The organism is Candidatus Photodesmus katoptron Akat1, assembly GCF_000478685.1.
Classification (GTDB): domain Bacteria; phylum Pseudomonadota; class Gammaproteobacteria; order Enterobacterales; family Vibrionaceae; genus Vibrio; species Vibrio anomalopis.
Map to the genome: position 1 here is coordinate 261,836 of NZ_AMSD01000002.1, position 20,445 is coordinate 282,280.

Consider the following 20,445-nt stretch of genomic DNA (forward strand, 5'->3'; position numbering starts at 1 on the left):
TATTTGCTTTACAGATAGATGTATTATACTCCAATTATTGATTAAGGATAGATATAATGATTGAATCAGAACGTTTAATAAGACTAGATAATTCTTTTTCTAAAAGAAAAGATATTGTTATGGACTCAATCCGTCCTAAAAAGTTATCAGATTATCATGGACAAAAACATGTCTGTTCTCAAATGAAACTTTTTATTAAAGCTGCAAAATTACGTGATGAAGCTCTTGATCACCTATTAATCTTTGGACCTCCTGGTTTAGGAAAAACAACTTTAGCCAATATCGTAGCTAATGAGATGGGAGTTAATACTCGTTCTACTTCTGGACCGATACTTGAAAAAGCAGGGGATTTAGCATCAATTTTAACTAATTTGGAAGAACATGATGTTTTGTTTATTGATGAAATACATCGTTTAAATCCTATCATTGAAGAAGTTTTATATCCGGCAATGGAGGACTATCAGTTAGATATTATGATAGGCGAAGGACCAGCCGCTCGGTCAATTAAAATTGATCTTCCAGCGTTTACTTTAGTTGGCGCTACTACTAGAGCAGGATCTTTAACATCACCTTTTCGTGATCGTTTTGGTATTACTCAACGTTTAGAGTATTATCACGTAGCGGATTTGAAGAATATTATACTATGTTCTGCAAATTATCTTGGTATTTCAATAGAACTTGAAGGTGCTTTAGAAATTGCTCGTCGTTCTAGAGGTACACCTCGTATAGCTAATCGTTTATTACGTCGTGTTCGGGATTATGCTGAAGTAAAAGGTAATGGTCATATTTCTTTAAACTTAGCTTCTCAAGCACTTGATATGCTTGATGTTGATACAGAAGGTTTTGATTATATGGATAGAAAGTTATTATTGACAATAATAACTAAGTTTTCTGGAGGGCCTGTTGGACTTGATAATATAGCAGTAGCTATTGCTGAAGAAAAAGATACTATAGAAGATGTTCTAGAACCATACTTAATTCAAGGAGGTTATATCCAACGTACACCAAGGGGGAGGGTTGCTACAGAAAAGGCCTATTTCCATCTTGGATTAAAAAAAACGATGTAAAAGTATCTTTGTTTTCTTTTATATAGATAAAATAGTTGATTTGTTTCAAATACAATGTTCGTTTTTATTGTCATTTCATGCAGAGCAAGATGCATCATTCATTATTAAAATTTTTTAAAACTTCTGTGGAATGTAGCATAAAAATTATTATTAGGCAGTTATTTGTTTTTATTTTTTGAAAGTATGCGATTAAGCAAATTCTAGCCATTGTTGGAGTGTTAATTACAGATGATAACTCATTTCTCAGTTATTGATTTATTTTTACAAGCAAGTTTTCTGGTAAAAATAGTGATATTTATATTGTTTTTTTATCAATTGTTTCTTGGACTCTCATTATCAAACGTAGCATGATTTTATTTAAAGCATTTAAACATGAAGATATTTTTGAAGATAAATTTGGATCTAGTTTAGCAGACCTTTTTAAGTTTTACCAGGATGTTAAAAAGTGTAAAGATAAAATTTCAGGTTCTGAGGAGATTTTTTATTTAGGTTTTAGAGAATTTATTCGACTGCGTAAATCAAATTCTAATTCTCCTGAATTTATAATGCAAAGTACGAAGCGTTCAATGCGTATTGTGCTTTCGAAAAGAATTAATGAATTATCAACAGATCTTGGATTTTTAGCTACTATAGCTTCTATAAGTCCCTATATTGGTCTATTTGGAACTGTATATGGTATTATGAACACTTTTATTTCTTTAGGTGGAGGAACAAATCATGCAAGTCTCACAATGATGGCTCCAGGTATTGCTGAAGCACTCGTTGCTACTGGAATCGGACTTTTTACTGCGATTCCAGCCATGATGGCTTACAATTATTTTAGCACTCAGGTGAGTAAACTTGAAAATAGTTATAGTATTTTTTTAGAAGAATTCTATAGCATTTTATATCGTTTAGTGATGTTAGCACAGGAACAGTAATGTATAGTCAGACTAGAAATTTAAAGATAATATCTGAGATTAATGTTGTTCCATACATTGATGTTATGTTAGTTCTTCTAATTATTTTTATGGTTTCATCATCTTCATTATTTTTTAAAGGGGTTGATGTAGATTTACCAAATATGGCCGCTGAATCTGCTTCTGCATTACTAAAGGAAAAAGATGTTAACTTTCTTGTTATAGAAATTAATCAAAAAGGTCAGTTAGGATTGAGTGTTAATAATAAAAAATTGCAACAAGATTTTTCAATTGAAAGCATAATTTTGAGAGTAAAAAAAGAATTACTAATTCAACCAAGTTCAATAGTAGTTATCGGTGGTGATGTTTTAACACCATACTCAAAAATTATTATTTTGCTGGAAGCCTTACGTTATGCTGGGATTAGCAAAGTTGGATTATTAACAGATATCAAGGAATAAAGTTCATTATTTCATGATATATCATAGAAAAAACAAAAATTCATTTAAAACCTATTGCTATATCAATTGGTCTTCATGTGTTTCTGTTTATATCTTTATCGAAAGAGATAGTTTTTGACATATCAACATCCAGATTAAACTTTAAAAAATCTGAAAATATGCTTGAAGCTATGATTATTGATCATGATTTTAAAACAAAATATCAATACAAATCTGAAGCAAAAAGACTAGCTGAACAACAAGAAGCAAAAAGACTAGCTGAACAACAAGAAGTAAAAAGGCTAGCTGAACAACATTAATTGCTGCTATTAAAATGAAGCGCATCAATTCTTCTCTGGATCGGAGGATGACTCATTAACAAACTAAGTACAGATTTCTTTCCACTGATAGCGAATGCTGCCATAGAACTCTCAAGTTTAGAGTTTGGATTTGTTCTTAAACGTTGCAATGCAGAAATCATGCTTTTTTTACCAACTAAACTTGCTGCACCAGAGTCAGCGCGAAATTCACGTTGACGACTATACCACATAACAATTATACTAGCTAAAAGACCGAATACTAAATCAAGAACTAAAGAAACAAAAAAGTAAACCATCATATTAGGTCCAGTTTCTTCTCCTTCCCCACTATTATTTGAAGCAACAATGTTGGCAATAAAACGAGAAAAGAAAATTACAAACGTATTAAGCACTCCCTGAATTAATGTCATAGTAACCATATCACCATTAGCTACATGACTGATTTCATGTGCTAATACCGCTTCAACTTCCTTTTTCGTCATATTATTCAACAGACCAGTTGATACAGCAATCAAAGCATCATCACGTTTAGCACCAGTAGCAAACGCGTTCATATCTTCAGCTTTGTAAATAGCTATTGTTGGTATACCGATTCCCATCTTTTTAGCTTGGCAAGTGACAGTTTCAGACAACCAATGCTCCATTTCATTACGAGGTTTCTTTATAACCGAAGCAGACACAGAACGAATAGCCATTGTCTTTGAAAGAAATAAAGAGATAAAAGAACCACCAAAACCAAATACTGTTGCCAAAACAAGCAAACCAATCATGCTAGAAGATTGAATCCCTGCCACTGAATATATAAAATTTAAAACAATACTAAGCACTAAAACAACAGCTACATTAGTTGCCAGAAATAACGCTATCCGTTTCATTACATCACTCCTCCAATAAAAACTTATATAGGGGAAAATTATCGATTTAAATAATCTTTATTACTAATAACTTCAAAATAATCGGGACTTTATCCTTCTAAAAGAAATTTTCAAATTTATCAGGCTGTATGATTATTTTATTCTTGCTTTCCAAATTTCACAAGGTTCGATCTTATTGCGTTGTAAACGATGCCTATCTCGTTCAGCATGTCGTTTAAGTTCATATGGTCCAAGCACAACACAATACCACAAACTGCTATCTTTTTTCTTATGAATATTACTTTGAATACCATGGAATGCTATATCAAGTTTACGAGCCTTTGCTTGTTTCAATGTTTTATATGCACCGCATTGCATAATATAAGAAACCTGAGAAAGTATTTGCTTCCTAGGTTCTACCTCAACTTTTCTCTTAGGTAAGGAATCAATATACTCCCATTGCTCTTTTGGTAACGGCGGAATTTCAGCAATTGGCTTAGATATGTTTCCAACAGTTTTCTTTACGTTTAATTTAGAATTAAACTGTAATCCATAATCTAATAAACTTACTAGATAAAATAACATAATAATTAATATAAAAGCAATAAAACTAATCCAACAAACTTTACGTGCAAAGAAAAATATTTTCTTATCAACCTTATTTCTACTTGGATACATCTCATATTTATCTTAATTTAATTGCAAAAAATTATTTATTAAAATAAAAAAATGAATATTTTTAGTCTATTCTAAAAAAACATACAACATTTTGAGCACTTTTATTACCTTACAATGGTACGTCCGAGTGAATTTGAATCACTGACCTCCGCTATGTCAAAGCGGTGCTCTAACCAACTGAGCTACGGACGCAAAAATAACGTAAGGAAAATAAAAACCAGAATTAGTTTAAAAAATCTATTCAATAGTATGAATAATAGCACGTGTATTTAATGAAAAATATCTTTATCATTAACTTGTTGCTCAGTTTTTATTATAATTCGAATTTTAATTACCTTAGTGTATGATTTTCTTAAATTAACTCTAAAAACACTAGACATTTTACATCGTTATGATTTATTAAATAAAAAACACTATACAAAATCAATTCTAATAAAAAAATCAAAATAAGCATTACTATCAAAAGAAAAATATCTTTAAAGGAGTAAACCATGCTCATTTTAACTCGTCGTATTGGTGAAAGTGTCATGATTGGTGATAAAATAATAATTACAGTTCTCGGTATTAAAGGAAACCAAATTCGAGTTGGGATAAATGCTCCTAAAGATGTCTCTGTGCACCGAAAAGAAATTTATACTCAGATTCAATTTAAAGACAATTAATTCTCATTTTTAAAAATTTTGAAAAAAACAATACAACATAACAAAATATTTGACATATTCTTAATAAATCGTAACATATATGATTATTCGAAAGCGGTGGGCTGGCCGAGTGGTTGAAGGCGCTCCCCTGCTAAGGGAGTATATGGTTGATAGCTGTATCTAGGGTTCGAATCCCTCGCTCACCGCCAAGTTTCGTTATGCTTAATTACATTATAAAAATAATCCGCGTCCTTAGCTCAGTTGGATAGAGTACCTGGCTACGAACCAGGCGGTCGGAGGTTCGAATCCTTCAGGACGCGCCATTTGCAGAAATAAAAATATAACATATACTTACTTTTCCCTATCCTAATAAAAGTTATCTAATCATTATCTAACAAATCTACTGTTTTTGGCTTTTTAAGTCTACTAGAGTTAATATTTTTCATTTTATTTTGACAAAAAAATCATTTATTGTAAGTCAAAATGCTAAATTTAACTAAAATATAAAAAAACTTAATGTATTTAATAAAGTATTAATTGACTTAGTCAATTATTATACTAGAATCAGTCTTAGCTAGAAATGCAGTTCTTTGTCTACATATACTTTCGTTGGATTTTGTTTGGTTTCCTCGCTGTATCCGTACGCAATAGCAATCTACTTTTCCATGCTATCCGCGCCAAATTTGGCTCAGCACATTTAATTTTTTGTTATAAGGATTCTTTCATGTCTAATGTAGTTACTGGTACAGTGAAGTGGTTCAACGAAACTAAGGGATTTGGTTTTATTCAACAAGAAAATGGGCCAGATGTATTTGCTCATTTCTCCGCAATTTCTGGTGATGGCTTTCGTACATTAGTTGAAGGTCAAAGAGTAGAATTTGTAGTGACCACTGGACAAAAAGGGCCTCAGGCTGAAAATATTAAAGTTATCTAATACTTTTCTTTGCTTATAAAAAAGACTAAGACGTTCTTAATTTGTATTCCTTCAAATGCTTAGATAGTTCGTCCTGGTCTTTTTTTCTCTTTTTTACTAATTATTGAACGTGGATCTTGGTGAATCATAATATCTGCTTCTGGAAATAGCTTTAGTAATTTAGCTTCGACTTTATCTGAAATATTATGAGCCTCTAAAAGAGGAATCTGATCTTGTAATTCTAAATGAAATTGAATAAATCGAACTGGGCCAGACATACGGGTCCTTAAGTCATGCACACCTAATACTCCTTTTGTAGATAAACAAGTACTGAGAATCTTTTCTATTTCATCATCAGGTAATTTATGGTCTAATAAATTATTAATAGCCCCTACAAGCATTTTAAATGCGCTATATAAAATACAAAAACCAATCCCAATAGCAAAAATAGAATCCGCTTCTTCAATTCCATAGTAACTGAAACCTAACGCTAGTATAACTGCTACATTCATGTACAAGTCAGCTTTGTAATGTAAAAAATCAGCAGCAATTGCTTGGCTGTTAGTTTTTTCTAAAACATATTTTTGAAAACTTACTAAAGCATAAGTAATTACAATAGCAACTAAACTAACATAAATACCGTATTCAGGAGAATGTAATTTATATGGATGAAAATAACGTTCAACACCATTTAAAATTAAAAAAAATGAAGAACCTGAAATAAACATTGCTTGAGCTAAAGCTGAAAGAGATTCTGCTTTTCCATGACCAAACGCATGTTCTTTATCAGCAGGTTGTAATGAATAACGTACTACTATAATATTAATAATAGATATAATTATATCAAATAAAGAATCAATTAATGAAGCCAATAAACTAACTGAACCTGTACTCCACCAGATAATCATCTTGATAATAAGAAGAAAAATGGAAACCATGCTTGATATACATAAACATATACTAACTAAATATGAATACTCTTTTTTCATATATAGTATAATCACCAATAATAAAATTAGAATTAATATTACAGTAAAATAATAGGAAATATAAATTGTTATGATTATTTATACTATGACAAATTTAACTGGATACAGATAAATTCTAAATAATGCTTTATTAATTAGAATTTATTATTATTGAAAATAAAATAAATAAAATTCTATAGCTTTAACCAGCTTAATTAATCCTTATTTGTTGAATTATGATAACATTTACAATAACTCGTCCTGATGATTGGCATGTCCATCTTCGTGATGGCAATGTTTTAGTTGACACTGTCCGAGATATTAGTCAGTACAATGGTAGAGCGCTTATTATGCCGAATACTGAACCTCCAATTATCACAACTGCTATGGCATCCTCCTATCGTACTCGAATATTAGATAGAAATTCAAATCCTCATTTTAAACCTTTAATGACACTATATCTTACAGATAATACCAGTGCTAAAGAAATCCAAACAGCAAAAGCATCTGGTATTATACTTGCTTCTAAACTGTACTTGTCTAGGACAACTACTAATGCTTATTTAGGAGTTACTGCTATTAAAAATATCTATAGTCCACTAGAGAAAATGGAAGAATTAGGTATACCACTGCTAATTCATGGTGAAATTATAGGGGATAATATTGATATTTTTGACCGTGAAAAAGCTTTTTTAAGTACTGTTATACCTCAAATTATAAATAATTTTTCAAATTTAAAAATTGTTTTAGAACATATAACCACTTCTGATTCAATTGATTTTGTTAAAAACGCTAATGATAATGTAGCTGCAACAATTACAGCACATCATCTGTTATATAATCGTAACCATATGCTTGCAGGTGGTATTAAGCCACATTTTTACTGTCTTCCTGTTCTTAAGCGTAATACGCATCAGCAAGCTCTTATTCAAGCAGCAACAAGTGGAAACAAAAAATTCTTTTTAGGAAGTGATTCTGCGCCGCATAGCAAAACTAAAAAAGAATCAGCTTGCGGATGTGCTGGATTATACACAGCACATGCAGCATTAGAACTTTATACAGAAGTTTTTGAAAAAGAAGGCAGACTAAAAAATCTTGAAGCTTTTGCAAGCCATAATGGTGCAGATTTCTATGGTATAAAACGCAATCCAGATACTATAAAATTAGTTAAAGAAACATGGTTTGTAAAAGAAACCTTTCCATTTGGTAAAGATGATGTTGTTGTACCAATTCGAAGTGGATCGAGTATTAGTTGGAAAGTAAAAGAATGTAAGTAAAAATAAATATTTTTTTATTTAAATTCAATTGATTAAAAAAATTGTTCTACCACCTTTAAAACTATCCAATTATAATAGTTATGTCAATGACATAACAGTTCGATTAACATTAAGGATCCCATATAAACAAAAAAAATACTAATCAGGATAATAATAAAACACTTCTGTATTTTTTTGTTTTATAACGAAGCAAAAAAAATAAAAACTATAAAAAGCAATATCGTAGTGATTCTTAACATATAAAGGACCTTATGTTAAACTTAAAAACTTACTTAATTAAATTGCCTGATGGATAGATTCATCCTTTTAGCAAAAGTGAAGTTTTAAAGTTTTACTGAATATCAAATGAAACTACCTATCTATCTAATTTTCAGACAAATAAAAAAACTCTCTTAAACACACAAATAATTAAAATAAAATAAGTTACTTGCTCAAACAGTTACTAAAACTATGGGCTAAAGACTTTAAGAAAACAAAATAACTACCTTTTTCTACATTAATATTACTACCTATAGGATCTAAAACACCTATATTTACATTAGTCCCTCTAGTAATTGAATAAACTACGTCTGGAACAAATTGTGGTTCTGAGAATACGCATACAGCTTTATTTTTGACTAAATCAGCATGAATTAATGACAACGTTCTTGCTCCAGGTTTTCTAGTTGGTTCTACAGTGAAATGTCCTAAATGATTAAGAGAATAATCTATTTCAAAGTAACTATAAGCATCATGAAATACATAATATCCCTTATCTTTTATAGAATTTAATTGATTCCCAATAATTTTTGATACCTTTTTAAACTGTTTGGAAAAACTTAAAAAATTAGCTTCATATTTAGCTTTATTTTTTGGGTCTATTTCTCGAAGTTTATCTGCAATAGCACGAGCCACTTGGATAGTAGGTTCTTTACCTAACCAAAAATGAGGATCATAAGATCCATGGTGATGTTCGTGTCCATGATGCTCTTCATATCCGTGGTGGTGATGTTCATGTCTATGATATTTTTTTAATTTAAGTTCAGGAATTTTACTTAACGTCAGTACATTCGTTTTATTTTCAAGAAGTTTCTCAAGAAATGGTTCTAAGTCACGTCCGTACCAAATCATCAAATCTGTATCTTGAATCCTTTTTATATCAGAAGGACGTAACGCATAACCATGCGGTGATGTTTTACCAGAAAGCAAAACATCTGGTTTAGCAACTCCATCAGTGAGTTCTAATACTATCATTTGAATAGGTTTAATAGTAGTTAATATGCTCTTTCCTAAAGCTAAACTAGGAATCATGGTAAATATAATTGAAAAAAGTAAAGTTCTCATAATTAAATTATAAAAGCAATTATATAGATTTAAACATAGCCCACATGCTACACTCAACATTTATTAAATTGCAAATGAGTTTTAATATACGTGTCTATTTTAGTGAAGTTAACAGGAATACAAGTTCGTCTAGGAGGAAATGATATCCTTGATGATATTACTCTTACCATAAAAAAAGGTGAAATAACTACTCTAATTGGGCCAAATGGTGCTGGTAAGTCGACACTTTTAAAAGTTTTATTAGGATTACAACCTCTTTATTCTGGAACTATTAAAAAATACAGGAAGTTTCATATTGGATATGTTCCTCAGAAAATAAATTTAAACTATTTATTACCACTAAGTGTCAAACGTTTCCTTAAACTATCAGGTAAAGTTAATAATCTAGAATTGAGAAAAACACTCAAATTAGTTGGTATAGAAAATCTCTCTGAAAATAGTATGCATCAACTCTCTGGAGGAGAGAATCAACGTATTCTTATTGCAAGAGCTTTATTGAAACGTCCTGATTTATTGGTTCTTGACGAACCAGCACAAGGTGTTGATGTGCAAGGTCAGAGAGAACTTTATAAATTGATAGACAAGATTCGTCAACTTTTTAGCTGCGCCGTTTTTATGGCTTCTCATGACTTACATCTTGTAATGGAAAAAACTGATAATGTGATCTGTTTGCAGCGTCGTATTTGCTGTGCTGGTTCACCAGAAAGTATCAAAAAACATCCTAAATATGCAGCACTATTTGGTCAATATCAGTTAGGTTTATCTTTGTATAAACATCATCATAATCACTCTGACTAGTATCAATTACAATGATTGAAATTTTATTACCTGCTTTTCTTGCTGGTTTGGGTATCGCCATTATCGCCGGACCATTGGGATCTTTTATCGTTTGGAAAAAGATGGCCTATTTTGGTGAAGCTTTAGCACATGCATCACTTATGGGAATTTCATTAGGATTCTTATTAAATATCAATATTTATTTTTCCTTAATAATATGTTCTCTATTATTATCTTTTATTCTAGTTTTACTACAAAAACAAAGATTAATTTCAACTGATACATTGCTTGGAATTCTTGCACACAGTTTCCTTTCACTAGGACTTGTCACCGTTAGTTTTTTAGATGATATAAGAGTAGATATAATGGATTATCTATTTGGTGATATCCTATCAGTATCACCAATGGATTTGTTAGCTATTTATACTATGGTATCATTAGCTAGCGTAGTCCTAATTTTATTCTGGAGATCATTGCTTTCAGTAACAATCAATGAGGATCTAGCTTCAGTCGAAGGACTAAATGTAGACATTATAAGAATTTTATTAATGCTCATCCTTGGTTTAGTTATTGCTGTAGGTATGAGATCTATTGGAGTATTAACTATTACTTCATTGCTTATCATTCCTCCTGCAATCGTTAGACCTTTTTCTAAGACTCCAGAACAAATGGCAATTTTTGCTTCTTTTGTCAGTATAATTTCAGTCCTTCTTGGTCTTGTTCTTTCTTGGTTTGTAGATACACCATCAGGTCCATCAATAGTGATAAGTGCTACGGCAATGTTTATATTAAGCCAAACTATAACATTTGTTAGATCCTCAACATAAACATAATCCGAATTATGTATCATTAATATACTGAGATTCAAGAAAATCTAAGTATTTTTGATCAATATCACCAGTAACATATATTCCACTAAAAACTGAGGTCTCAAATTCATCAATATCTGGATTTCCAATACCTACTGCATCTACTAAATCATTTAATCTTTGAAAAATTAGTTCGTTGGCACCTATTCTCTTGCAAATATCATTACTATTTCGTCTATAAGCAATCAAATCATTAGAATTAGGCATATTAATGCCATAAACATTAGGAAACCGAATCTCTGGAGCAGCAGATACCATAAAAACTTGTCTCGCTCCTGAATCATGTGCCATTTCAACAATCTGCTTTGATGTAGTTCCCCTAACAATTGAATCATCAACTAACAATACGTTCTTATCTTTAAACTCAGAACTAATTGCATTTAACTTACGGCGTACTGATTCTTTACGCTGCTTTTGACCATACATAATAAATGTACGACCTACATAACGATTTTTAACAAAGCCTTGTCGATATGGCTTATTAATTGCGTACGCTATTTGCAAAGCAATATCACATGAAGTTTCAGGAATAGGAATGACCACATCAATATCTAAATGAGAGTATTCTTCTTTAATACGTTGACCAAGCTTTTTCCCCATTTCAATCCGAGCACTGTATACTGAAATTTTATCTATAAATGAATCAGGTCTTGCAAAATAAACAAATTCAAAAATACAAGGAGTTAACCTCGGTTTATCAGCACACTGCTGAGTAAATATTTCACCTTGAAATGTTATATAGATAGCCTCACCAGGTGCTACATCTCTAACAAAATCAAAACCAACAGCATTTAATGCTACTGATTCTGAAGCAACCATATACTCACAAAAAGATCCGCTTTGCTTACGCATACCTAAACACAAAGGTCTAATACCATTAGGATCTCGAAATGCAATAAGTCCATGCTCGATGATCATCGCAACAACTGCATAACCACCTCGAATAATTTTATGTACATTAGAAATAGATTGGAAAACATCCTTCGATGTAACAATTCCTTGAACCTTATCAATCTCATGTGCAAGCACATTAAGCAAAACTTCTGAATCAGAATTGGTATTAACATGCCTTCGATTTTGTTCAAATAATTTTTTACGTACCTGATGAGCATTTGTCAAATTACCATTATGTGCAAGTGTAATACCAAAAGGAGAATTGACAAAGAATGGTTGAGCCTCTGATGCACTTGAGGTACCAGCTGTTGGATAACGAACATGACCGATGCCAAAATTGCCTGACTGGAGATGTTGCATATCTTCTGATTGAAAAACATCTCTTACCAAGCCATTATTTTTATGCAAACGAAAACAATTATTTTCTATGATACAAATTCCACTTGCATCTTGACCACGGTGCTGTAATACTATCAGGGCATCGTAAATCACTTGATTAACAGGTACGGTACCCACCACTCCAACAACACCACACATACTGCAACCCTCAATCATTTAGAAAGGTAAGCTATAAGCCCATTGAACTGATATCAATGAAGCTGAGTACCTAGATAACAAAGCTTTAAATTTCTTCTAAATATTCCGATAACGATTCGTTAATTAGATTAAACTTAGGTATCAATTTAGAAGTTTTCCACCATGTTGTTGTGCTAGCAGAGGTAAAGGTTCCTATAAAAAACAAACCAGCTGAAATTATTAGTACTCCACGAAAAGTACCAAATATCATACCAAAAACTCGGTCGGTGCCAGATAAACTTGTTTTCTGAATTAAATGACAAACTAAACGGCTAAAAATTGCCCCAACGAACAGTGTTGTAATAAAAAGCACTACTGCAGCTACACCGCTGCGTAAAAGATTAACCTCAATATTAGCAAAGTATACAGAAAACTCTATATAATACCTGACGGCAACGAAAAAACTGCCAAGCCAAACAATTAATGATAGTGCTTCCTTTAAAAAGCCACGAAATAAACTTATTAAAGAAGATAAACTAACTATACTTAAAATAATAATATCTAATCCATTCATAATTTCTTAAACTTGAAATCAAGTTAAGAAATATTCTAACAGAAAAAGCTTTAAAACAAACATATTCTTATGGATTTAATGGATTAAACTGAATTAAATGTCCTTTCGAACCAGTGATTTCTTCTAACTCAACTAACTGCCGCTCTAATTTTTTTTCGAAATATCAGGTCCAATTATGACTCTTGCAAATGAATTTTCTTTTTTATATGAGCTTGGTAACCACGTTGTTTTAAATCTTGAACAACATTATCTGCACTATTAAAGTTTTTTAATGCCATTAATTGAATAATCCAAGCACTATTTTCATACTTATTTTTATGAGGATTGGAATTTACAATTACTGATAAAGGGTTTTCTTGTGTTGGATTATTTGGAGAAATGAACTTTCCTTGAATTTCTGTTACTGGAGAATTAGGAAGCATTACCTGCTCTTTAATAGGTTCTAGAATTTTCAATTTCATTCTAACATCATCTTCATGCCAAGACCTAATAGGTATACTTTCAATTGGATCTTCATAACGAATTTTTTCTCCATCTAATAGATCAGGAAGGACAATCACGGTAATAGACACTAAAACTATCGTTCCTACTAATCGATTTTGAAATTTACTTCCCATTCTGACCTCCTTTACTATACCAATACCGCAAAATTTCACCTACAGTATAAAATGAACCGAGAACCAATATCATATCCTTAATCTTAACCGACCTAAATGCAGCTTTAAAAGCTTCTGTAGGATTAGAATATTTACCCTCAAAGTTAGGCAAATGTAGACATAATTCATCTACAAATGCGGCTCGTTCAGTGGTCAAAGAAGCAGGATACCATTTTTGTTTAGAAAATTTCAACATATCTAATGTCCCTTTAATATCTTTATCACGTAACATTGCAACAACTATATGAATTTGACAACTTGAATAAGATTTTTGAATCCACTTAGATAAGTATTCTGCGGCATGAGGATTATGTGCTACATCTAATAGAATAGTAGGATTAGAACTGAGAAGTTGCATTCTTCCTAGCAATTTCGCATTGTAAAGTGCGTTGAGAATATTTGATTTATTGAAATCTAACTCAGAAAGACTTAAAGCCATCAAACCAGTTGCCACATTTTGTAGTGGTAACTTTGGCATAGGTAGTCCATTAATGCTATATGCATCACTTGTCCAGTTCCAAGTTTGCTTTCTAGCAATAGTGTATCTGTAATGAACTCCTATTTGCTGAAAATTAGCTTTAATTTCATTAGCATAGTCGACAACCGTTAAAGGAGGATTTAATTGGCCGCAAATAGCTGGTTTTCCAGAACGAAAAATACCTGCTTTTTCAAAACCTATAGTATTTATGTTACTCCCTAACCAATCAGTATGTTCAATAGCTAAACTTGTGATAACAGATACATCATGTTCTACTATATTTGTAGCATCCAATCGACCACCAAGACCTACTTCAAGTAATACTATATCAAGATTTGCATTTTGAAATAAGTATAATGCTGAAAGCGTAGTGTATTCAAAAAAACTTAAACTAACACCATGACGTCTTTTTTCAATAAAATCAAATGATTCAATATATTTTTCATCGGGAAGATCTTGACCATTAATACGGACACGTTCATTATAACGAATTAAATGCGGTGAACTATATACACCAACAGAATAACCTGCATCAAGTAAGACAGCCTCCATAAATGCACAAGTAGATCCTTTACCATTTGTTCCAGAAACTGTAATAACTTTTTTAGCTGGTTTTACAATATTCAATTTTCTAGCTAAGAAACCAATACGTTCAAGCCCAAGGTCTATAGCAGTGCTGTGGATCTTAGCTAAATAATCTAGCCAAACTGAAAGAGAGGATGTGCCTTTTTTACTGGGGGAAATTTGATTCATTCAAGTTATAACTAACATATAAACACTATTAATTAAATGACTATCAGTGATACGTATTTATTCAGTCATTTTTGCAATTAAACCTGCAACTCGTTGACGCATTTCACGACGGTCAATAATCATATCAACAGTTCCATGCTCTAAAAGAAATTCACTACGCTGAAACCCCTCTGGTAAATCTTCACGAACGGTTTGTTCAATAACACGACGACCAGCAAAACCAATCAGTGCATTAGGCTCAGCAATATTAATGTCACCTAACATTGCTAAACTTGCAGATACACCACCCATTGTAGGATCTGTCATAATGGAAATAAAAGGTAAACCTTTTTTAGAAAGACGATGGAGTGCAGCAGAAGTTTTTGCCATTTGCATAAGAGATATTAAAGCCTCTTGCATACGAGCACCACCACTAGCAGAGAAACAAACCAATGAACAACGCATATTTATTGCAGTTTCAACGGCACGAACAAATCGAGCTCCAACAACAGAACCCATTGAACCACCCATAAAAGCAAACTCAAAGGCACAAGCAACTAAAGGAATACCTAATAACTCACCTTTCATAACAATCAATGCATCTTTTTCACCACTAAGCTTTTGAGCAGCTATAATGCGATCTTTGTAGCGTTTTGAATCTCTAAATTTTAACTTGTCTTCTGGTTCAAATTCATGGGCTAACTCTACGCAATTAGAGTCATCTAAGAAAGTATTTAAACGATGACGAGCTTTGATACGCATATGATGATTACACTTAGGACATACTTCTAAATTTCGTCTTAAATCTTCATAATATAATACCTGTTCACAAGATACACATTTAGTCCATACTCCTTCAGGAATAGAAGATTTACGAGAACGAACGAGATTACTTTTTTCTAAAATTTTTTCAAGCCAACTCATGAAAAACCTTAACCTTATCTTTTAGTCTAGCTCATCTGAGAAAAATAATGGACCAATTGGCATTTTAGGAAGAAAAAAACATGACGGATACTCCACACTAACAAGATAAAGTCCTTCAGCTTTTGCAGTAATACCAGATAATTTTCGTTGTTTTTGTTCTAATAACCACTTGATCCAATTGGGATTTTCTTTCCCAGTACCAACTGCAATCAAACTGCCTACAATATTTCTTACCATACGATATAAAAAAGCATTAGCCTTAATATCAATAACAACATAATAACCATGTCTCGTCACATTTGCGTGTATAACATTACGCCATGGGCTCCTTGATTGGCAATTACCCGCTCTAAAAGAATTAAAGTTATTTTCACCTAATAAGTATTGAGCAGCTTGATGCATTTTTTTTTCATCAAGTATATTATAATAATGAGAAATACCTAATGATAAGATTCCATGTCGAAGAATATTATTATAAATAATATAACGGTAACGTCGAGCAGTAGCTGTAAAACGTGCATGAAAATCACTAGGAACTTTCTTAGCCCAACAAACTGCTATATCACAAGGCATATTCATATTTGCTCCTATTGTCCATGCTGACATTTTTCTGCTTGCTACAGTGTCAAAATGAACTACTTGACCAGTAGCATGAACCCCAGAATCTGTACGTCCTGCACATTGTACTTTAACTGAATGATTAGCAATAATACTTAAAGATTTTTCAAGAATTTCTTGAATGCTTATCAAATTTTTTTGATACTGCCAGCCAAAATATCTAGTACCATCATATTCAATACCTAATGCAATTCTCATCATTTTACTAACTCTAAAAAACACAATCCCAATAGAATAACAAGATTATTTATTCAGACAAATCAACTATTACTTTGCTTTTGTAGAGAATCAATCAGCAGTTTAGCTTCTCTACGAATTTCGTCTGTTCCATCAACTATAACCTTTTCTAATAATTTTATTGCTCCATAAATATCATTCATTTCGATATACATTTTTGCTAAATTTAAATTATCTACTGCTTCTTCATCTACAGAAGAGTCTTTAAGAGCAATATCATCAATAATATTAGACAATTCATCGATATTTTCATTAAACTCTTTTCCTTCTTTTTCTTTGCTATCAACCTCAGCTATTAACTCATCAATAGTTTGATATTTATGTTGAGGATTAAAACTGCTTAATTGTTCTTGTTCATCCCAATTTTCTTTAGAAATAACCCCCTGTTTCAGTTGATTTTTATCATCCCAAACTATTTTTCATCATCAGGAATATCTTGCAATACATCATCTTGCTGATCTTCTAATATGCCGAATTCATTAAGTATAGAATTGGTGTTTGAATTATTAAGATTAATAGAATTAGATAATGTGTGTTTTCGTTCTTCTAATTCTAGCTTTGATTCTTCTTCTGGATTTATCTTTGGTTCTTCTTCTAATTCCAGCTTTGATTCTTCTTCTGGATTTATCTTTGGTTCTTCTTCTAATTCCAGCTTTGATTCTTCTTCTGGATTTATCTTTGGTTCTTCTTCTAATTCTAGCTTTGATTCTTCTTCTGGATTTATCTTTGGTTCTTCTTCTAATTCTAGCTTTGATTCTTCTTCTGGATTTATCTTTGGTTCTTCTTCTAATTCCAGCTTTGATTCTTCTTCATTTTTAAAATTGTTTTCTTCTTTAGATTTATTAGAAATTTTCCTTACCTCCAACTGTTCATCATTCATATTATCATCTATCGAACTATCTTTGCTTATATTCCCTATATATTGTTCTTCTGATATTTCCTTTTTCTTCTTCAAATTACGATTTATAAATGCAATTGTTATTAACCCAATGGATAATCCAGGAATAGTAGCCAAAGCTACTAAAAACCAAATATTAGGAAATAATTCATAGAGGGATAACTTTGATTTTCCCCCACTTTCAATAAAATTGTTATATTTTTCATGCAATAATGTTTCTAATTTTTCACTCAACTCGTGCTTTAGTAGATTTATTTCATCTTGAAGGTCGCTTACTATCAAACCCATCTGATGATTCTTTTCCTCTAAGGACAAAAAGCTACCTTGTAATTGAAAAAGATTAATTGGTATCTTTTCTTTAACCTCCCTTTTTTCTTCTTCCTCATAAGGAATATCTACTTTCTTTTCTTCAGCATTATTGAATACAATATCGCGAGGTATATCTTTTATAGTACTATTAATTTTAGGTGTGATTCTTAATGACTTAACATAATTTTTATGTATTTCTTTATGCAATGCGATAATTCTAGTTGCTTCTTGATTTGACACATCACGAATTTGTTCTAATGAAGGGATTCGAATAGTACTACCAAAGCGTAACTTATGAATATTTCTATTTTCAAACATATCAGGGTTTAGCTGGTAAAGAGCCAATACAGTTTGTTGAATAGTTACATTAGAAGAAGGACGAACTTTAGTTGCTATGCTCCATAAAGTATCTAATTCAGTCGTTGGACCATAAAATATAGATTGACTGAAACTGGCACTCGAATGAGAATAAGATTCTGCTTCATTATCAGGACCTGTAATATTGATGCTCTTCGAATGAACTGTGGAGATATAGATGATATCTATGAAAGCTAAGAGCAATAGAACATGCTTTAAAAGTTGACACATATGTAAGTCCAAAAACCATTTGCTTAATAAAAAAATGAAATGAGATTCTCGTATTAAAAATACAAGATTATGAAATTCACAAAAGAACTTACGAGTTTAGATTTAGAGTTTAAAAAAGTCGAAGAATTACTATTAGTTTCAACTATTTGAGTGGCATTCATTACTATTATATCTCCAAGGATAATTATAACCAGTTAAACCGTTATAAATGGATATATTCTAACATGCTAAAACTTACCACGATTATAAAAACTGAAAGCTCTAAAATAAACAGTTTTATATTAAAGATGATTATACTCACATATAAGACAATTTATTACGCATTAATGAAACTAACCAAAGACTCTTATGTATATTCATGGAATAAAGAAAAGGAATATTGCATTTGAGAAACATGATGAAGAAAAACCACTACTCATCATGCATTTAAATATAACTTATTTGTTTCGATTTTTTGAAAAACCTTAAACTATTTCTAAATTCTAAATATATCTTTTTTTAGAAAAAGATTGCCTTTATTTGCTTAAAAAAAACTAAATAAAAAATTCTTAACAAAAGTACTAAAACTAAATTTAAACTCTCATTCTGATATTAAATTTACTTAACTTGGAAGCCCAAATCAGCTAATGGTTGCAAATTACATCCAATACTACCGGTTATACTAACTGAACTATACTCCCGCCTATCTAAATATTTCTTACGCATCTCATCAAATGAAACTGTTCTACAAAACTCTCTACGGAATAATAGATCAGCTTGATGCATATTACAAACAAACTGAGTTAAATTATGCAATATTATTTCGTTCCAAGAAGTATTCAATCGAATCCTTGATACAGGAGAACCTGATAATAACTCATGAGATTCTACATGAAAATTTCTATCAAGAAACTTAGCAAATCTATTAAAAATCATGCTAGTACCTCGAGCACTTCCTTCTAGAGTATAACCAGCAATATGAGGAGTAGCAAATGCCAATAAAGACAATAATTGCTCATCAATATATGGTTCAAACTCAAAAACATCAAGCGCAGCAATAAAACCATCTTTTCTTAGTAGTCTTTTTTTTAAAGCAGAATTATCAATAATTGCTCCTCTTGCTGTATTAATCAATATTTGATCACTACGAAATTTACTAAGTATTACATCATTAATCAAATGATATGTTGGATATTTTCCACCTACAGTTATTGGTATATGCAGCGTGATTATATCAGAGCGTTCTAAAAGCTCTTCAAGCATAACTAATCTACGTTGATCACCTTGTTCTTGTTTTATTGGATCATTCATCAAAATCTTAACAGCAATGCTATCTAATGAATGAGCCAAATACGAACCAATTCGACCTGCACCAACAATACCTATTGTCTTATCAAAAATAGAAAAACCATACTGTTGCGATAAAAACATTAAAAGATTAAAAACATACTCTGCAACACCTACTTTATTACAACCAAATGCAGCAGTAAAAAATATTCCTTTCTCCTTAAGTAACTGTTGATCTACATGATCTACACCTGAAGTTGCAGTTCCAATAAACTTTAATTTATTGATTTTTTTTAGCAATACTTTATCAACTTTAGTAATAGAACGAATCATTAATGCATCAATATCCACCAGGTCCTCTGCAGTTAAGCTTCTTCCCGGTTTTAAAATCACTTCACCTAACTGACTAAATAATTGTCTAGCATAAGGCATTCCTTCATCAATGAGGATTTTCATAATATCTTTTTTACTTGATATTCTTTAATTAAAATCATATCACATAGGAAGTAATTGCAACAATATCGAAAAAATAACAAAATCTACAAGGTCAACTTATCATCGTAACTAATTAGATTAACGAATATTTTTTGTTTATAATTATTTCTTTGGTGAGTTATTAAGTTTAGTTTGCTATGCTTTATCTCTTAGTTTTCTTTCTTGTCAATTGTTGCTAGCATCAAACTAGAAGAGGATATATAAAAAACAAATTTATTTCAAAATATCTAATTT

General features: G+C 31.3%; 19 protein-coding genes, 3 tRNA genes and 3 pseudogenes. 11 read left to right on the top strand and 14 right to left on the bottom strand.

The genetic code is table 11. The features are described from left to right. Nucleotides 1-56: 56 nt before the first annotated feature. The 4 genes and pseudogenes from ruvB to O1U_RS03710 all read left to right on the top strand — a co-directional run bounded on the left by ruvB (nucleotide 57) and on the right by O1U_RS03710 (nucleotide 2,726). Nucleotides 57-1,067, top strand: coding sequence for a Holliday junction branch migration DNA helicase RuvB (gene ruvB / locus O1U_RS03695; RefSeq protein ID WP_016504056.1), 1,011 nt, complete (start codon nucleotides 57-59; stop codon nucleotides 1,065-1,067). A gap of 228 nt (nucleotides 1,068-1,295) precedes the next feature. Then, a pseudogene (gene tolQ / locus O1U_RS03700) lies at nucleotides 1,296-1,987 on the top strand (protein TolQ). After that, the gene (locus O1U_RS03705; protein WP_016504058.1) at nucleotides 1,987-2,427 is read left to right on the top strand and encodes a biopolymer transporter ExbD; all 441 of its coding nucleotides are present in this window, start codon (nucleotides 1,987-1,989) and stop codon (nucleotides 2,425-2,427) included. Before tolQ ends, O1U_RS03705 begins: the two are co-directional and overlap by 1 nt. A gap of 77 nt (nucleotides 2,428-2,504) precedes the next feature. Next, complete coding sequence (locus tag O1U_RS03710) at nucleotides 2,505-2,726, top strand: hypothetical protein (RefSeq protein WP_040356563.1); 222 nt, start codon at nucleotides 2,505-2,507, stop codon at nucleotides 2,724-2,726. On the opposite strand, the gene htpX is transcribed toward O1U_RS03710, so the two are convergent. From htpX to O1U_RS03725, 3 genes are all read right to left on the bottom strand, one after another. Continuing rightward, nucleotides 2,723-3,601 (bottom strand): protease HtpX, encoded by an 879-nt coding sequence (gene htpX / locus O1U_RS03715; protein WP_016504059.1) that lies wholly within the window; start codon nucleotides 3,599-3,601, stop codon nucleotides 2,723-2,725. The two genes, O1U_RS03710 and htpX, sit on opposite strands and share 4 nt — an antisense overlap. A 132-nt stretch (nucleotides 3,602-3,733) precedes the next feature. Beyond that, complete coding sequence (locus O1U_RS03720) at nucleotides 3,734-4,258, bottom strand: SPOR domain-containing protein (protein WP_016504060.1); 525 nt, start codon at nucleotides 4,256-4,258, stop codon at nucleotides 3,734-3,736. A 115-nt stretch (nucleotides 4,259-4,373) separates the two neighbouring features. Then, a tRNA-Val gene (locus O1U_RS03725) sits at nucleotides 4,374-4,450 on the bottom strand. A gap of 299 nt (nucleotides 4,451-4,749) precedes the next feature. On the opposite strand from O1U_RS03725, the gene csrA reads away from it, so the two are divergent. From csrA to O1U_RS03745, 4 genes are all read left to right on the top strand, one after another. After that, nucleotides 4,750-4,920 (top strand): carbon storage regulator CsrA, encoded by a 171-nt coding sequence (gene csrA, locus O1U_RS03730; protein WP_016504061.1) that lies wholly within the window; start codon nucleotides 4,750-4,752, stop codon nucleotides 4,918-4,920. A 95-nt stretch (nucleotides 4,921-5,015) separates the two neighbouring features. Further along, nucleotides 5,016-5,108 (top strand) — tRNA-Ser (locus tag O1U_RS03735). Between the two features lie 37 nt (nucleotides 5,109-5,145). Beyond that, a tRNA-Arg gene (locus O1U_RS03740) sits at nucleotides 5,146-5,222 on the top strand. Nucleotides 5,223-5,623: 401 nt separating this feature from the next. Beyond that, the gene (locus tag O1U_RS03745) at nucleotides 5,624-5,833 is read left to right on the top strand and encodes a cold-shock protein (protein ID WP_016504062.1); all 210 of its coding nucleotides are present in this window, start codon (nucleotides 5,624-5,626) and stop codon (nucleotides 5,831-5,833) included. Between the two features lie 59 nt (nucleotides 5,834-5,892). Here O1U_RS03745 and fieF read toward each other — a convergent pair whose 3' ends face one another. Beyond that, nucleotides 5,893-6,801 (bottom strand): CDF family cation-efflux transporter FieF, encoded by a 909-nt coding sequence (gene fieF, locus O1U_RS03750; protein ID WP_034411785.1) that lies wholly within the window; start codon nucleotides 6,799-6,801, stop codon nucleotides 5,893-5,895. A 215-nt stretch (nucleotides 6,802-7,016) separates the two neighbouring features. Between fieF and pyrC the strand changes: the two genes are divergently transcribed. Beyond that, the gene (gene pyrC / locus O1U_RS03755; protein WP_016504064.1) at nucleotides 7,017-8,057 is read left to right on the top strand and encodes a dihydroorotase; all 1,041 of its coding nucleotides are present in this window, start codon (nucleotides 7,017-7,019) and stop codon (nucleotides 8,055-8,057) included. 423 nt (nucleotides 8,058-8,480) lie between these two features. Here pyrC and znuA read toward each other — a convergent pair whose 3' ends face one another. Then, the gene (gene znuA / locus O1U_RS03760) at nucleotides 8,481-9,380 is read right to left on the bottom strand and encodes a zinc ABC transporter substrate-binding protein ZnuA (protein WP_040356616.1); all 900 of its coding nucleotides are present in this window, start codon (nucleotides 9,378-9,380) and stop codon (nucleotides 8,481-8,483) included. A gap of 90 nt (nucleotides 9,381-9,470) precedes the next feature. Between znuA and O1U_RS03765 the strand changes: the two genes are divergently transcribed. Next, a complete protein-coding gene (locus O1U_RS03765; protein WP_016504066.1) occupies nucleotides 9,471-10,178 on the top strand; it encodes an ATP-binding cassette domain-containing protein in 708 nt (235 codons plus the stop codon). 11 nt (nucleotides 10,179-10,189) lie between these two features. Continuing rightward, nucleotides 10,190-10,984, top strand: a complete 795-nt coding sequence (znuB, locus tag O1U_RS03770) for a zinc ABC transporter permease subunit ZnuB (protein WP_040356565.1) — start codon at nucleotides 10,190-10,192, stop codon at nucleotides 10,982-10,984. Between the two features lie 12 nt (nucleotides 10,985-10,996). On the opposite strand, the gene purF is transcribed toward znuB, so the two are convergent. The 9 genes and pseudogenes from purF to O1U_RS03815 all read right to left on the bottom strand — a co-directional run bounded on the left by purF (nucleotide 10,997) and on the right by O1U_RS03815 (nucleotide 20,172). Further along, the gene (gene purF / locus O1U_RS03775) at nucleotides 10,997-12,457 is read right to left on the bottom strand and encodes an amidophosphoribosyltransferase (protein WP_016504068.1); all 1,461 of its coding nucleotides are present in this window, start codon (nucleotides 12,455-12,457) and stop codon (nucleotides 10,997-10,999) included. Between the two features lie 85 nt (nucleotides 12,458-12,542). Continuing rightward, nucleotides 12,543-13,010: a CvpA family protein gene (locus tag O1U_RS03780; RefSeq protein WP_016504069.1), complete on the bottom strand. Its 468-nt coding sequence runs from the start codon at nucleotides 13,008-13,010 to the stop codon at nucleotides 12,543-12,545. Nucleotides 13,011-13,077: 67 nt separating this feature from the next. After that, nucleotides 13,078-13,627 (bottom strand): annotated as a pseudogene (locus O1U_RS03785) (SPOR domain-containing protein). Further along, nucleotides 13,617-14,897, bottom strand: a complete 1,281-nt coding sequence (folC, locus tag O1U_RS03790; protein WP_016504071.1) for a bifunctional tetrahydrofolate synthase/dihydrofolate synthase — start codon at nucleotides 14,895-14,897, stop codon at nucleotides 13,617-13,619. The pseudogene O1U_RS03785 and the gene folC overlap by 11 nt, the downstream one beginning before the upstream one ends. Nucleotides 14,898-14,960: 63 nt before the next feature. After that, nucleotides 14,961-15,800: pseudogene (gene accD, locus O1U_RS03795) on the bottom strand (acetyl-CoA carboxylase, carboxyltransferase subunit beta); the annotation flags it as partial. Between the two features lie 21 nt (nucleotides 15,801-15,821). After that, nucleotides 15,822-16,616 (bottom strand): tRNA pseudouridine(38-40) synthase TruA, encoded by a 795-nt coding sequence (gene truA / locus O1U_RS03800; protein ID WP_040356618.1) that lies wholly within the window; start codon nucleotides 16,614-16,616, stop codon nucleotides 15,822-15,824. A 62-nt stretch (nucleotides 16,617-16,678) separates the two neighbouring features. Continuing rightward, nucleotides 16,679-16,891 (bottom strand): FimV/HubP family polar landmark protein, encoded by a 213-nt coding sequence (locus tag O1U_RS03805; RefSeq protein WP_040356568.1) that lies wholly within the window; start codon nucleotides 16,889-16,891, stop codon nucleotides 16,679-16,681. A 176-nt stretch (nucleotides 16,892-17,067) separates the two neighbouring features. Further along, nucleotides 17,068-18,450, bottom strand: coding sequence for a FimV/HubP family polar landmark protein (locus O1U_RS03810; protein WP_040356570.1), 1,383 nt, complete (start codon nucleotides 18,448-18,450; stop codon nucleotides 17,068-17,070). 597 nt (nucleotides 18,451-19,047) lie between these two features. After that, on the bottom strand, nucleotides 19,048-20,172 hold the full coding sequence (locus O1U_RS03815; RefSeq protein ID WP_016504074.1) for a 4-phosphoerythronate dehydrogenase: 1,125 nt from the start codon (nucleotides 20,170-20,172) through the stop codon (nucleotides 19,048-19,050). Nucleotides 20,173-20,445 lie beyond the last annotated feature (273 nt).

Excerpts from the sequence above, each read along its gene's own strand:
- fieF (WP_034411785.1), bottom strand. The coding sequence starts at position 6,801 with ATGAAAAAAGAGTATTCATATTTAGTTAGTATATGTTTATGTATATCA.
- O1U_RS03720 (WP_016504060.1), bottom strand. The coding sequence starts at position 4,258 with ATGTATCCAAGTAGAAATAAGGTTGATAAGAAAATATTTTTCTTTGCA.
- O1U_RS03810 (WP_040356570.1), bottom strand. The coding sequence starts at position 18,450 with ATGTGTCAACTTTTAAAGCATGTTCTATTGCTCTTAGCTTTCATAGAT.
- purF (WP_016504068.1), bottom strand. The coding sequence starts at position 12,457 with ATGTGTGGTGTTGTTGGAGTGGTGGGTACCGTACCTGTTAATCAAGTG.
- htpX (WP_016504059.1), bottom strand. The coding sequence starts at position 3,601 with ATGAAACGGATAGCGTTATTTCTGGCAACTAATGTAGCTGTTGTTTTA.
- O1U_RS03815 (WP_016504074.1), bottom strand. The coding sequence starts at position 20,172 with ATGAAAATCCTCATTGATGAAGGAATGCCTTATGCTAGACAATTATTT.
- pyrC (WP_016504064.1), top strand. The coding sequence starts at position 7,017 with ATGATAACATTTACAATAACTCGTCCTGATGATTGGCATGTCCATCTT.
- znuB (WP_040356565.1), top strand. The coding sequence starts at position 10,190 with ATGATTGAAATTTTATTACCTGCTTTTCTTGCTGGTTTGGGTATCGCC.
- folC (WP_016504071.1), bottom strand. The coding sequence starts at position 14,897 with ATGAATCAAATTTCCCCCAGTAAAAAAGGCACATCCTCTCTTTCAGTT.
- O1U_RS03705 (WP_016504058.1), top strand. The coding sequence starts at position 1,987 with ATGTATAGTCAGACTAGAAATTTAAAGATAATATCTGAGATTAATGTT.
- znuA (WP_040356616.1), bottom strand. The coding sequence starts at position 9,380 with ATGAGAACTTTACTTTTTTCAATTATATTTACCATGATTCCTAGTTTA.
- ruvB (WP_016504056.1), top strand. The coding sequence starts at position 57 with ATGATTGAATCAGAACGTTTAATAAGACTAGATAATTCTTTTTCTAAA.
- csrA (WP_016504061.1), top strand. The coding sequence starts at position 4,750 with ATGCTCATTTTAACTCGTCGTATTGGTGAAAGTGTCATGATTGGTGAT.
- O1U_RS03745 (WP_016504062.1), top strand. The coding sequence starts at position 5,624 with ATGTCTAATGTAGTTACTGGTACAGTGAAGTGGTTCAACGAAACTAAG.
- truA (WP_040356618.1), bottom strand. The coding sequence starts at position 16,616 with ATGAGAATTGCATTAGGTATTGAATATGATGGTACTAGATATTTTGGC.
- O1U_RS03780 (WP_016504069.1), bottom strand. The coding sequence starts at position 13,010 with ATGAATGGATTAGATATTATTATTTTAAGTATAGTTAGTTTATCTTCT.